Source organism: Pseudomonas sp. M5A4_2d, assembly GCF_053345295.1.
The window spans coordinates 391624-405400 of sequence record NZ_JBKEZW010000002.1; the positions used below are offsets into that span (position 1 = coordinate 391624).

A 13777-nucleotide genomic window follows, 5' to 3' on the forward strand; every position below is an offset into this window, starting at 1 on the left:
TCAGTCAAGCCCCATCGGTTACGATCGGAGCCCGGTAGTTGTCTACCGTAAACCCATAAACCGTAGCCGGCTGTATCTCGACCTCAGCCGCACTGCCCAAGGGGTTGTCGAGCTCTGCCGTCAGCACTTCACCCGGCAGTAGGTAGGTGCGTGGCAATGTAGCCAGAAAGCCTTGTGGAAACACTTTCACATCCGGCGCCAGGCGCACGACATAGGCACTGTCGTTATGGACAGTGAGGCGCTCGCCCGCCCGCTTCCACTTCAGCAACTCCCAAGGCGTATGGTGCCGAGGCAAGCCTTGTGGGTGCAGGATGAGCGGCAAATTCTGTCGAAGGGTGATGCCGATGGTCGCACCATCCACCGCGCGCGCCTGGGGAATACCTTCGAAGGACACTCGCTTGAGTCGTTGGGTCTTAAGCGGCTCCTTCAAGGTGGCGATGAACCGCACCAGTTGCGTTTCGCCCGCCTCCACACGAGCGATGGGCGGCGTGACAATCAATAGCGGCTCCAGGTCCTCCGGCACGTTTTCCACGACTGAATGAAGCAGCGCCGGCCCGGCATCGGTATTCTTGATATTTATTGTGGCTTCGCCGTCTTCCTCATAAAGCACCACCACCGTTGTTTCCGGATACATGCCATCCGCCACAGCAACAGTGGCAAACAAAAGGCAAATGCTTGCACCCCGCAATAACGCACTGCTTATTATTAAAAAACCACGCACTCTATATTCCCCGCCACTAATAAAGTTGACCATTGGCCGTCAAGCGCCCACAGAAAAACAGCCAACCAGAAATAATGAGTTTCTTGGCTGGCTATTTTCCGTTACTTAGATGTAACTCAATACAAGCGTGGCGCGCCCATCAATAGAGATATCTCGACTCAGGTCCAGATCCCGAGCTCGGTTGATGACAGCCTTCACTGCAAGCGTGCCCGTCAATTGGTTAACCGCGGCGGGTGTAAAGGCTGCGCCATTGCGCCACGAGTACTGGGTGGGCGATTGAGCAACTTTGCCATCGCTGTTATTCCAGGTGCCAGCGCCGATACGCATGATCGGATGCAGCGACACACCGGACGAACGCAGGTCCCTGAGGGTGACCGAATAGCCACCAGTGCGACGGGTTCCTACAGCCCCCAAACCAAAGTTCTGCGCTTCAGTAAAGCCTGCACCCAGGATACCCGTCACCTTGTTGCCCGCTTGCAGATCGGTAAAGGTGATGCCGAACCGGGCAGGTGTCGCGCCACAATTGACGATCAGGGAAGTGGTCTTCTCTTCGCGCGGATTGAACGCCGTCTGGGACAATTCGCCCGAACGAATCGTGCCATAGTCGATGATACCGCTGCCGGCCAGGCTGAGGTTGCAGGCTGCCGGTGTAATCGTACCCCTGACGACCAGTTGGGCACTGGTATTGGTAGTCGCCTGTACAGTTAAGGCCGCAGCCAGGCACGCAATACCAAGAGTCAATCCAACAATTTTTTTCATGTTCATCCTGTCACTAAAAGAAGTTATCAGGTGTTCTTTATTTGTGTCTTGGCGACTCCATCGCCCAACGACTTATCTTCCGGGACATGTACAACGATAAATAAATGCCACCCAGGCAGAATTGCCGGATAACAGTGTGTCGCTTTGACACTTCGTTAAAGAATCAGACAACACATCAATAATTGTGGGAATGATAAAAATAAAGCATCACTTTAAGCCACCGACAATGTAGTCCTGAACAAAAGAATGAAGGCGACATCAAATCACTGACTGTAGGGAAAGTCATAAATGGCACGTGCGCAGCACCTGATTAAAACACGCTACAACATCAAGGGTCTTATTCAGCGCACACTTATAAAACCGCCCTACATTTCCTAAAGGAATTCCCCACAGACAGCCTCAGGAAAATTACTGAAGCACAACGCGTTGGCGCCAGCGGTCGATCGTGGCACGATGGTGAGGTTATCGACCGAGACCCCCAAACCATGCCGCAATCCCAAGCCAAGAATCTGTCCCTGATCGCCGCCATCGACCTGGGCTCCAACAGCTTTCACATGGTCGTGGCCAAGGCCCAGAACGGCGAAATCCGCATCCTCGAACGGCTCGGCGAAAAAGTACAACTGGCTGCCGGGATCGACGACGAGCGCCAGCTCAATGAAGAATCCATGCAACGCGGGCTCGACTGCCTCAAGCGCTTTGCCCAGCTGATCAATGGCATGCCTTTGGGCGCCGTGCGAATCGTCGGTACCAACGCCCTGCGTGAAGCGCGCAACCGCGGTGAATTTATCCGCCGCGCCGAGGAAATCCTCGGCCACCCGGTAGAAGTCATCTCCGGCCGTGAAGAAGCGCGCCTGATCTACCTCGGCGTCTCCCATACACTGGCTGACACTCCCGGCAAGCGCCTGGTGGCGGACATCGGCGGCGGCAGTACCGAGTTCATTATCGGCCAGCGTTTCGAGCCGTTGCTGCGCGAGAGCCTGCAAATGGGCTGCGTCAGCTTTACCCAGCGCTATTTCAAGGACGGCAAGATCACCCCGGCACGCTATGCCCAGGCCTACACGGCCGCGCGACTGGAGATCATGAGCATTGAGCACGCCCTGCACCGCCTGACCTGGGATGAGGCCATCGGTTCGTCCGGTACCATCCGCGCCATCGGCCTGGCCCTGAAAGCCGGCGGCCATGGCACCGGTGAGGTCAACGCCGAAGGCCTGGCGTGGCTCAAGCGCAAGCTCTTCAAACTGGGCGATGCCGAGAAAATCGACTTCGATGGCATCAAGCCCGATCGCCGCACCATCTTCCCCGCAGGCCTGGCGATTCTCGAAGCGATCTTCGACGCGCTCGAACTGCAACGCATGGACCACTGCGATGGCGCCCTGCGCGAAGGCGTGCTTTACGACCTGTTGGGCCGCCATCATCACGAAGACGTGCGTGAGCGCACCCTTACTTCATTGATGGAGCGTTATCACGTCGATCTGGAACAGGCGGCCCGGGTGGAGCGCAAAGCCCTGCACGCCTTCGACCAGGTGGCCGAGGACTGGGACCTGGAAGACGGCGTCTGGCGCGAACTGCTCGGCTGGGCAGCCAAAGTGCATGAAGTGGGCCTGGACATCGCCCATTACCATTACCACAAACATGGCGCCTACCTGATCGAGCACTCGGACCTCGCCGGTTTCTCCCGCGAAGACCAACAGATGCTCGCGCTGCTGGTGCGCGGCCATCGACGTAACATTCCAAAGGACAAGTTTGCCGAATTCGGCGATGAAGGCATCAAGCTGATTCGCCTGTGCGTGCTGCTGCGCTTTGCGATCCTGTTCCACCACATCCGTGGCACTCAGGAAATGCCTCAGGTCACCCTGCGCGCCCGGGGCGACAGCCTCGACGTGGTGTTCCCGAAAGGCTGGCTGGATGAAAACCAGCTGACCCAGGCGGACTTTGCCCAGGAAGCGGAGTGGCTGACACGGGTGGGGTTCAGCCTGAACCTGCACTAAAGCACACTGCAAAACAAATGTGGGAGGGGGCTTGCTCCCGATAGCGGAGTGTCAGTTGACCTGTTCATCAACTGACCCACTGCAATCGGGAGCAAGCCCCCTCCCACATTGTTAGTCCGTATTGGCTATTAATTCACCGCCAGAATCGGGCTGCCCAGCTTCTCCAGCAACGTCGCCTGCGCGCTTCGCGGGTTCTGATTGCCGGTCGGCGTGTTGCGCACGTAACGGCCGTCCGACTGCAGGCTCCAGCTGTGTGTGTTGTCGGTGAGGTAGCTTTCCAGCTCCTTCTTGACCCGCATGATCAACTTCTTGCCTTCCACCGGGAAGCAGGTCTCCACACGCTTGTCGAGGTTGCGTTCCATCCAGTCCGCGCTGGAAAGGAACATCTGCTCCTCGCCACCGTTGAGGAAGTAGAACACCCGCGTGTGCTCCAGGAAGCGGCCGATGATCGAGCGCACATGGATGTTATGCGAGACCCCGACAATGCCCGGGCGCAGGCAGCACATGCCACGCACCACCAGGTCGATGCGCACACCGGACTGGCTGGCCTTGTACAGCGCGCGGATGATTTTTGGATCAGTCAGCGAGTTGAACTTGGCAATGATGTGCGCCGGTTTGCCGTCGAGGGCGAACTGGGTCTCCCGGGCAATCATGTCGAGCATGCCCTTCTTCAGGGTGAACGGCGCGTGCAGCAGCTTCTTCATGCGCAAGGTCTTGCCCATGCCGATCAACTGGCTGAACAACTTGCCGACGTCTTCACACAAGGCGTCGTCGGAAGTCAGCAGGCTGTAGTCGGTGTAGAGCTTGGCGTTGCCGGCGTGGTAGTTGCCGGTGCCCAAGTGAGCGTAGCGCACAATCTCGCCGGCTTCGCGGCGCAGGATCAGCATCATCTTGGCGTGGGTCTTGAAGCCCACCACGCCGTAGATCACCACCGCACCGGCCGCTTGCAGGCGACTGGCCAGTTGCAGGTTGGACTCTTCATCGAACCGCGCACGCAGCTCGATCACCGCGGTGACTTCCTTACCGTTACGCGCAGCGTCTACCAGCGCATCGACGATTTCCGAGTTTGCGCCGGAGCGGTACAACGTCTGGCGCACGGCCAATACATGCGGGTCCTTGGCAGCCTGGCGCAGCAGGTCGACCACTGGAGTAAAGGACTCGAACGGGTGCAGCAGCAGAATGTCCTGCTTGCTTACCACACTGAAGATGTTCTCGCTGTTTTGCAGCAGTTTCGGGATCTGCGGCGTGAACGGCGTGTATTGCAACTCCGGATGGCTGTCCAGGCCGGTGATGCTGAACAGGCGCGTCAGGTTCACCGGGCCATTGACCTGGTACAACTCCGACTCGGCCAGGTTGAACTGCTTGAGCAGGTAGTCCGACAGGTGTTTCGGGCAAGTATCAGCCACTTCCAGGCGCACCGCGTCACCGTAGCGACGCGAGAACAGCTCGCCGCGCAGGGCACGGGCCAAGTCTTCGACGTCTTCGGAATCCAGCGCCAGGTCGGCGTTACGGGTCAGGCGGAACTGGTAGCAACCTTTTACCTTCATGCCCTGGAACAGGTCATCGGCATGCGCGTGGATCATTGACGAGAGGAATACATAATTGTCGCCAGCGCCCCCCACCTCTTCCGGTACCTTGATGATCCGTGGCAACAGACGCGGTGCCGGGATGATCGCCAGGCCAGAATCGCGACCAAAGGCGTCGATACCTTCCAGTTCAACGATGAAGTTCAGGCTCTTGTTCACCAGCAGCGGGAACGGGTGAGTAGGGTCGAGGCCGATCGGGGTGATGATCGGTGAAATCTCGTCACGGAAGTAGCGACGCACCCAGGTCTTGATCTTGGCGGTCCAGTGACGGCGACGGATGAAGCGGACCTGATGTTTTTCCAGCTCGGGCAACAGAATGTCGTTGAGGATCGCGTATTGGCGGTCCACATGGCCATGCACCAGCTCACTGATACGCGCCAGGGCCTGATGCGGCTGCAGGCCGTCGGCACCGGCTTGTTCGCGGGCGAAGGTAATTTGCTTCTTGAGGCCCGCGACGCGAATCTCAAAGAACTCGTCCAGGTTGCTGGAAAAAATCAGCAGGAACTTGAGCCGCTCCAGCAGCGGATAGGACTCGTCCAGCGCCTGCTCCAGCACGCGGATGTTGAATTGCAGTTGTGACAGCTCGCGGTGGATGTACAGGCTGCTGTCATCCAGGTTGGTCACCGCCGCCACCGGGGCCGGCGCAGGGGCTTCGGGCACCACGGCAGGCGGAGCGGGCTCCAGCTCGGGCGGGGTCTCGGTGACTTGTTCCACCACCGGGTGAGCGTCTTTTACGGCAACTTCTGAGAGTCCTTCGGTATTCATCGAGTGTTCCTGTGAGGGCTATTGTTGCTCTCTAAGCAATTGGGCAGCGCGGGCGGCGAAGTAGGTCAGAATGCCATCAGCGCCGGCACGTTTAAAGGCTGTCAGGGATTCAAGGATCACCCCTTCACTCAACCAACCATTCTGGATCGCGGCCATGTGCATGGCGTATTCACCGCTGACCTGATAGACAAAGGTCGGCACCTTGAATTCCTCTTTGACCCGGTAAAGGATGTCCAGGTACGGCATCCCGGGTTTGACCATCACCATATCGGCACCTTCGGCCAGGTCGGCCGCCACTTCGTGCAGGGCTTCATGGCTGTTGGCCGGGTCCATCTGATAGGAGGCCTTGTTGGCCTTGCCCAGGTTCAGCGCCGAACCCACCGCATCGCGGAACGGGCCGTAATAGGCGCTGGCGTACTTGGCCGAATAGGCCATGATCCGCACATTGACGTGGCCAGCCAGTTCCAGGGCTTCGCGAATCGCCTGGATGCGGCCGTCCATCATGTCCGACGGCGCCACGACCTGGGCACCCGCTGCCGCGTGGGACAACGCCTGCTTGACCAGTGCATCGACAGTAATGTCGTTCTGAACATAGCCGTCTTCGTCAAGAATGCCATCCTGGCCGTGGGTGGTGAACGGGTCCAGCGCCACGTCGGTGATCACACCCAGCTGCGGGAAACGCTCGCGCAAGGCGCGGGTGGCGCGCTGGGCGATCCCTTGCGGGTTCCAGGCTTCGGCAGCGTCGAGCGACTTGAGTTCGGAGGGTGTCACGGGAAACAGCGCCAACGCCGGAATCCCCAGTTCAACCCAATTCGCCGCTTCTTCAAGCAGCAGATCAATGGTCAAGCGCTCCACACCCGGCATCGACGCCACCGCTTCCCGGCGATTTTCACCGTCCAGCACAAACACCGGCAAAATCAGATCGCTCGTCGTCAGCACGTTTTCACGCACCAGACGGCGAGAAAAATCATCACGGCGATTGCGACGCAGGCGGGTGGCGGGGAACAGGCGATTGGCAGGGGTAAAGCTCACGACAGACTCCTGAGCCCGCGTTTACGGGCGAGCGTTGCAGTTATAAGCGGCCATTATGACGAAGGAATGACAGTTGTGCTTATCGATGCGACCTGCAGTCGCATTCGTCGTTTATGTAGGAATTGTTCACTTCGTGACACATCTCGATACTTTCATGAATGTTCACGAAGGCGTAGGCTGCGCGTTCATTTCGCCAGCACCCCAGACCATGCTTCAACAATTTCTGCATGACTTCGGCTACTTTGCTCTCTTCCTGGGCACGTTCTTCGAAGGCGAGACCATTTTGGTTCTCGCAGGCTTCCTGGCGTTCCGTGGATACATGGATATCAACCTGGTGGTGGTCGTTGCCTTCTTTGGCAGCTACGCCGGCGACCAGCTGTGGTACTTCCTGGGGCGCAAGCACGGCCGCAAACTGTTGGCGCGCAAGCCGCGCTGGCAATTGATGGGCGACAAGGCCCTGGAACATATCCGTAAGCATCCGGACATCTGGGTGCTGAGCTTCCGGTTTGTCTACGGCTTGCGCACCGTGATGCCCGTGGCGATTGGTTTGTCAGGCTACCCGCCGGTGCGCTACCTGATTCTTAACGGGATTGGCGCTGCAGTCTGGGCGGCAGCCTTGGGCGCTGCGGCTTACCACTTCGGCGCGGTGCTGGAAGGCATGCTCGGCAGCGTCAAGAAATACGAGCTGTGGGTGCTGGGCGCCTTGGTGCTGTTGGGCTTTGGCCTGTGGTTGCGCCGCCGCTTCAAGAACGCCCGCATTGCCCGCCAGGCCTGCGAGGATGCAAAGGCCCGGCTCGCCGCCGAGCCGGCCCCCGTCGAAACGCCTAAGACACCCACCGAGTAAGCCGGCTTCTGCAACAGTAGAGGCCGATCACGCTGAGCAAGCTGTAACTCACCAAACCCAGCCAGCCCAAACTGCTGGCCGGCCATAACCCGACCAGCGGCGCCAGCCACACCAGTGGCACATTCAGCCCCAGGCGTACCAGCTCGGCTTTCAGCGCCCACGGGCGATTCTCCAGGGCTACGCCCAACGTAAATAACCCCACCGCCACCGCACTCCAGCCCAGGATCAGCGCCGCCGTGGGCAGCCCCTCGCCGAAGTTCATCAAATAGCTGCCAAAGCCCACATACGCGGCAAATTGCAGCGCGATATAGACCTGCTGGCGCGCATCCAACGGCACTTCAAATTTGCGGAACTGGCTCAAATCGGGTTTGGCTATCGGGTATTTGGCCTTCACGTCCGCCGGGCGCCAGCCAGTGCGCATGAACCAGATGCGCAGCTTGTCCCACCATTTTTCGGTACGTCGTGCATCACTCCACAGCTGCGCATAAAACTGCAGGTTGGCCCATAGCGGGTTCCAGCTGGCCAAGGGCGTGGTCACGCCAAAAATCACCGGTTCGTTGTCGTCTTCTTCCTGGAAGCTGCCGAACAGCCGATCCCAAATAATGAACACCCCGCCGTAGTTGCGATCCATGTAGAGAGCATTCTGTGCATGGTGGGCCCGATGATTGGACGGTGTCACAAAGAACCACTCGAACCAGCCGAGCTTGGGCACATGCCGGGTGTGCACCCAGAATTGATACAGAAGATTGAGCGAGGCCACGCTGATAAACACCACCAGCGGCACGCCCAGCACGGCCAACGGCAAGTAAAAGATCCAGCTCAACAGAAAGCCGGTGCTGGTCTGGCGCAGGGCGGTGGTGAGGTTGTAGTCCTCGCTCTGGTGATGCACCGAGTGCGCGGCCCACAGGATGTTGCGCTCATGCCCGCAGCGATGCAGCCAGTAGTAGCAGAAGTCATAAAACACAAAGGCGAACACCCAGGTCCAGACACTCTGGGCCGACAGTTCGATCAGTGCCAAATGCTTGAGCGCGAACGCGTAGGTCAACAACCCCACGCCTTTGGTTAACAGCCCCGTGGTCGTGGACAGCACACCGGTGCTGAGGCTGTTGATGGCATCCGCCACCCGATAGTTGCGCTCGCCGCGCCAGTGGTCGGCCAGCAGCTCAACCACGATCAAGGCAATGAAAAACGGTACCGCGTAAGGCACGAAGTCCATGGGCTAGTCCGGTCTATTTTTGTTACATCAAGATTAGGTGTAGCAACGCCAGATCCCATTGGCAACAGGTGACAAATTAGTAGACATTTAACGCCACGAAATAGGGAGAAATACTCATGAGCAAAAAGATTGCAGTGATCCTTTCCGGCTGTGGCGTGTACGACGGCGCAGAGATCCACGAAAGCGTCATCACTTTGCTGCGCCTGGACCAGCGTGGTGCTCAGGTCCAATGTTTTGCACCCGATATCGCGCAACATCACGTGATCAACCACCTCACCGGCGAAGAGATGCCCGAATCGCGCAATGTGCTGGTGGAGTCGGCGCGTATCACCCGGGGTGAGGTGAAGGACATCCGTGAGGCCAACGCCGAAGACTTCGACGCACTGATCGTGCCCGGCGGTTTCGGCGCGGCGAAGAACCTCTCGACCTTTGCCGTGGAAGGCGCCGGTTGCAGCATCAACCCGCAGGTTCTGGCGCTGGCCGAAGCCTTTGCCGAAGCGGGCAAACCGGTCGGGTTGATCTGCATCTCGCCGGCCCTGGCCGCGAAGATCTATGGCCCCGGCGTCACCTGCACCATCGGCAACGATGCCGCCACCGCCGCCGCCCTCGATAAAATGGGTGCCACCCACCGCGAGTGCGCGGTGGAGGATATTGCCGAGGACAAGGCGCGCAAGCTGGTGAGCACCCCTGCCTACATGCTCGGCAAAAGCATCAGTGAGGTGGCGTCGGGCATCAACAAACTCGTCGATCGCGTGCTGGAATTGACCCACGAGAACGATTGATCAGAGAGTCGAACACTTAACGGTGGCGAACGGGCTTGCCCCGCTCGCCACAAAAAGCCTTGCTTACAACAAGGTCAGGCCGGGCGCATCAACTTGGTCAGTATCCTGTCCAGCGCGTTGGCGAACGCCTGCTTGTCCTTTTCCCCATGGGGCGGTGGGCCACCGCCCATTTGGCCTTGTTCGCGCAGATCAGTGAACAGGTTGCGCACCGCCAGCCGTTCACTCATGTTCGCCGGGCTGAATTCCTTGCCTCGCGGGTCGAGGGCGGTGACGCCCTTCTTCACCAACCGGTCGGCCAAGGGCACATCGCTGCAGATCACCAGCTCGCCGGGCACCGCGTGCTCCACCAAGTAGTCATCCGCCGCATCCGGGCCGCTGGGTACTACGATCAGCTTCACACAGGCAAAGCTCGGCTTGATCTGGCTCTGCCCCGCCACCAGCACCACGTCGAATTGGCGCTTGAGGGCGAACTTCACCACTTGGTCCTTGGCCGCGCGCGGACAGGCGTCCGCATCAATCCAGACGCGCACGATCAGGCCACCACACGCTGTTTTTCGGCCAGACGGCTGCGGCTGTAAAGCACCACAATCGCCAGGATCGCCAAAGCCTGCGCACTCAACGAGTACGCATCGGCATGGATGCCCAACCAGTCGAAGTCAAAAAACGCCACCGGCCGCGTACCGAAAATACCCGCTTCCTGCAACGCCTTCACGCCATGCCCGGCGAACACCACCGACAGCGCACACAGCAACGCCGCGTTGATGCCGAAGAACAGCGCCAACGGCAGCTTCGCCGAACCCCGCAGGATCACCCACGCCAAACCCACCAACAGCACCACCGCCGTAGCACCACCCGCCAGCACTGCGTTGTGCCCGGCCGGGCCGGCTTGCAGCCACAGGGTTTCGTAGAACAGGATCACTTCGAACAGCTCACGGTACACCGAGAAAAACGCCAGCAGCGCAAAACCAAAGCGCCCTCCGCCGCCGACCAGGCTGCTCTTGATGTAATCCTGCCAGGCTGCCGCATGGCGCCGATCATGCATCCACACGCCAAGCCACAGCACCATCACACTGGCGAACAGCGCCGTGCAACCTTCCAGCAATTCGCGCTGGGCACCGCTGACGTCAATCACATACGCCGCCAACGCCCACGTCGCCAGACCGGCCAGTAGCGCCAGGCCCCAGCCGACGTTCACACTGCGCACCGCCGATTGCTGGCCGGTGTTACGCAGGAACGCCAGGATCGCCGCCAGCACCAGGATGGCTTCCAGGCCTTCACGCAACAGAATCAACAGCCCGGAGATATAGCTCAACGACCAGCTCAAGCCATCGCTGCCCAACAAACCGGCGGACTCGGTGAGCTTGCCTTTGGCAACGTCCAGACGCTGCTGCACTTGCTCGATCGGCAGGCCGTCCTGCAATGACTGCCGGTAGGCCATCAGGGCTTTCTCGGTGTCCTTGCGCACGTTGGCGTCAACGTTATCCAGAGAGCTTTCCACCAGCTCGAAGCCCTCAAGGTAAGCGGCTACCGACAGGTCATAAGCCTGCTCGTGCTCACCGCTACGGAATGCGGCGAGACTCTTGTCCAGGGTGGCGGCGGTGTAGTCGAGCAACTGCGCCGGGCCACGCTTGACCTGTGGCGGTTGTGCGCGCTGGGCACGGAAGGTCGCGGCGGCGCCTGGACCGTTTGCGGCCAGCACTTCATTAGGCGTTTGGCGTGCCAGGTCGGCGAGGTTGAAGGGCTGTTCACTTTTTGCCGCAGCCGGGTCCGCTGTGAAGCCGGCGATGTAAGTGGCCAGGTCCCACCGCTGACGGTCATCCAGTTGATCGGCGAAAGACGGCATGTCAGTGCCTTCAACGCCCAGGCCGAGGGTGTTGTAGATCGCATAGAGGCTCAGGCGGTCCAGACGCACGGCATCTCGCAGGTTGGCAGGTGGCGGCGCCATCCCCGTACTGGCCGGACCATCACCCGCGCCGGCAGTGCCGTGGCAAACCGAGCAATGCTGGGCGTAGAGCGGTGCGCCACGTGCGGGGTCGGGCGTGATGACCGGCGCCTGGCTGACTTCATAGGCCACCGCCAACTTGGCGCCCAACTGCCGGGCCAGGCGAGCGACAGCTGCGCCATCCTGGTGGGCGGTCACAGCCGCTAACAATTCGTCGACGCCCTTGACCAACTCCGCACGCTCCGGCCTTTCCGGCAGCTCAGTCACCAGGCCCTGCAACACGCCGAGAAACTCCAGTTGTTCGCGATATTCGGATTCATCGATAACCTTGCCCGCCTCCACCGTCGGTGGGTAGTCAGCGCCAATGTAATCCAGCAAATGCAGGGCTTGTGGGGCGCCCTCGGCAGTCGCGGCCAGCAGATTGAAGCTGCACGACATCAGGGCCGGCAGCATCAGCCAGGCGAGAAAACGGAAGGGGGCAATCATGAATGAATCTCAAAGGTAAATACGAAGTAACACATTGTTTAACTTTAAAGGCTCTGACTCAAGGCGTTCATGATCTGGCGCTTGGAATTCCGCTAACGGACTGATGGCATTCACCGCATTAAGGCGTAACAAAAAGCCATTGTTTTGCCAGTAATGGCGCCTATAATGCCGCGCCCTGTTATTTCTAAAGGGTATTTATTTCCTCGTTTTTATGAGGAATTTGCACATCTGCTTATCACTTTCAAGGAAGAAGTTTGCATGGCATTTCGCGCCTTGACCCCGCTCACGCTTGCGGCGGTTACCTTGCTTTCCGGTTGTTCGATGTTTCGCAGCTACGACACTGAGCTGCAAGCCACTAACCAGCAGTTGGCCACCGGTAACGTCGATGGCGCCCTGACCCTGCTGGAAAAGAACAACACCGGCGAAGACAAGGACCTGCTCTACTTCTTCGAAAAGGGTGAGCTGTTGCGCGCCAAAGGTGACCTCACCGGCAGCCAGACCGCCTGGCGCAGTGCCGACCTGCAGGTCTACAAGTGGGAAGAGTCGGTCAAGTTCGACAGCGAAAAGTACCTCGCCCAGTTCGGCAGTTTCCTGGTCAACGACAAGGTGCGCCGCTACGAAGGCTACGACTACGAAAAGGTCATGCTGACCACCCAAATGGCCCTGAACCTGCTGGCCGTGAATGACTTCGACGGCGCCCGCACCGAAATCAAGAAGACCCACGAGCGCGAAGCCGTTATCGCCGACCTGCGCGACAAGGAATACCTCAAGCGCGAAAACGAGGCCGAGCGCCAGGGCGTAACCACCCAGATCAAAGACCTGCGTGGCTACCCGGTTGAAGCACTGGATGCGCCGGATGTGGTCGGCCTGAAGAACAGCTATCAGAGTGCGTTCAGCCATTACCTGGCAGGCTTTGTCTACGAAGCCCTGGGAGAGAAAGACCTGGCCGCACCGGGTTATCGCAAGGCAGCCGAGTTGCGCCCCAACACGCCGCTGCTGGAGCAAGCGCTGATGGGCCTGGACAAATCCAGGGTCGGCGCCGACGAGACCGACGTGCTAATCGTGGTGCAGAGTGGCCTGGCACCGGCGCGTGACTCGATCCGCCTACCGCTGCCGATCCCGATCGACGGCCACCTGGTCATCACCCCACTGTCATTCCCGGTGATCAAGGCAGACACCTCGACTGCGACCTTCGGCCAGATCGGCGTCGACGGCAAGCAGCAGAACCTCACCGCACTCAATAGCACCACCGCCATGTCCCGCCGCGCCCTGCGTGACGACATGCCGGGGATCATCCTGCGCACCACCGTGCGTGCAGTCAGCCGTGGAGTGACGCAAAACAACCTGAACAAGACCAACCCCATGGCAGGCCTGGTGCTGGGCATCGCCTCGGCGGTGACCGAAGGCGCTGACACCCGCACCTGGCGCACCCTGCCGGACATGACCCAAGTGACGCGCCTGCGCCTCAAGCATGGCGAACACCAAGTCAGCCTGCCCAACGCCTTGGGCGGGACGCTGGTGACGGTCAAGGCCGACCAGCGCTATCAAGTGATCACTCTGCGTGTGGTCGGCAACCAGGTTTTCGCCGGTGGCCTTGCCGCGCATGTGGTGCCAGGCACTTCCGCCCAGGCCATCGCCCTCAAACAACCTTAAGGA

Annotated in this window: 11 protein-coding genes; 4 read left to right on the forward strand and 7 right to left on the reverse strand. The window is 59.7% G+C overall.

The window, feature by feature from the left end:
- Positions 1-4: 4 nt before the first annotated feature.
- Positions 5-754, reverse strand: a complete 750-nt coding sequence (locus ACLBW8_RS08800) for a fimbria/pilus chaperone family protein (protein WP_447805177.1) — start codon at positions 752-754, stop codon at positions 5-7.
- A gap of 72 nt (positions 755-826) precedes the next feature.
- Positions 827-1480 (reverse strand): DUF1120 domain-containing protein, encoded by a 654-nt coding sequence (locus tag ACLBW8_RS08805; protein WP_447805178.1) that lies wholly within the window; start codon positions 1478-1480, stop codon positions 827-829.
- A 485-nt stretch (positions 1481-1965) separates the two neighbouring features.
- On the opposite strand from ACLBW8_RS08805, the gene ppx reads away from it, so the two are divergent.
- Positions 1966-3468: an exopolyphosphatase gene (gene ppx, locus ACLBW8_RS08810; RefSeq protein ID WP_064454665.1), complete on the forward strand. Its 1503-nt coding sequence runs from the start codon at positions 1966-1968 to the stop codon at positions 3466-3468.
- Positions 3469-3596: 128 nt separating this feature from the next.
- Here ppx and ppk1 read toward each other — a convergent pair whose 3' ends face one another.
- Both ppk1 and hemB read right to left on the reverse strand, forming a co-directional pair.
- Positions 3597-5819 carry a polyphosphate kinase 1 gene (ppk1, locus tag ACLBW8_RS08815; RefSeq protein ID WP_064454666.1) on the reverse strand — a complete coding sequence of 741 codons (2223 nt, stop codon included), beginning with the start codon at positions 5817-5819 and terminating at the stop codon, positions 3597-3599.
- Positions 5820-5837: 18 nt separating this feature from the next.
- Positions 5838-6851, reverse strand: coding sequence for a porphobilinogen synthase (hemB, locus tag ACLBW8_RS08820; protein ID WP_053258600.1), 1014 nt, complete (start codon positions 6849-6851; stop codon positions 5838-5840).
- Between the two features lie 208 nt (positions 6852-7059).
- On the opposite strand from hemB, the gene ACLBW8_RS08825 reads away from it, so the two are divergent.
- Entirely contained in the window at positions 7060-7695 is a 636-nt protein-coding gene (locus ACLBW8_RS08825) for a DedA family protein (RefSeq protein ID WP_064455024.1), read from the forward strand.
- Here the strand turns inward: ACLBW8_RS08825 and ACLBW8_RS08830 are convergent.
- Positions 7676-8911, reverse strand: coding sequence for a sterol desaturase family protein (locus tag ACLBW8_RS08830; protein ID WP_447805179.1), 1236 nt, complete (start codon positions 8909-8911; stop codon positions 7676-7678). The genes ACLBW8_RS08825 and ACLBW8_RS08830 overlap by 20 nt on opposite strands.
- Before the next feature lie 116 nt (positions 8912-9027).
- Between ACLBW8_RS08830 and elbB the strand changes: the two genes are divergently transcribed.
- On the forward strand, positions 9028-9693 hold the full coding sequence (gene elbB, locus ACLBW8_RS08835; RefSeq protein ID WP_447805180.1) for an isoprenoid biosynthesis glyoxalase ElbB: 666 nt from the start codon (positions 9028-9030) through the stop codon (positions 9691-9693).
- Between the two features lie 74 nt (positions 9694-9767).
- Here the strand turns inward: elbB and ACLBW8_RS08840 are convergent, their stop codons facing one another.
- Together ACLBW8_RS08840 and ACLBW8_RS08845 are read right to left on the reverse strand one after the other, a co-directional pair.
- Positions 9768-10223: a YaiI/YqxD family protein gene (locus ACLBW8_RS08840; protein WP_064454670.1), complete on the reverse strand. Its 456-nt coding sequence runs from the start codon at positions 10221-10223 to the stop codon at positions 9768-9770.
- A 2-nt stretch (positions 10224-10225) separates the two neighbouring features.
- Positions 10226-12121 (reverse strand): FTR1 family protein, encoded by a 1896-nt coding sequence (locus ACLBW8_RS08845; RefSeq protein ID WP_447805181.1) that lies wholly within the window; start codon positions 12119-12121, stop codon positions 10226-10228.
- Positions 12122-12379: 258 nt separating this feature from the next.
- Here ACLBW8_RS08845 and ACLBW8_RS08850 point away from each other — a divergent pair, with 258 nt between their 5' ends.
- Complete coding sequence (locus ACLBW8_RS08850) at positions 12380-13774, forward strand: COG3014 family protein (RefSeq protein WP_447805182.1); 1395 nt, start codon at positions 12380-12382, stop codon at positions 13772-13774.
- Positions 13775-13777: the final 3 nt, after the last annotated feature.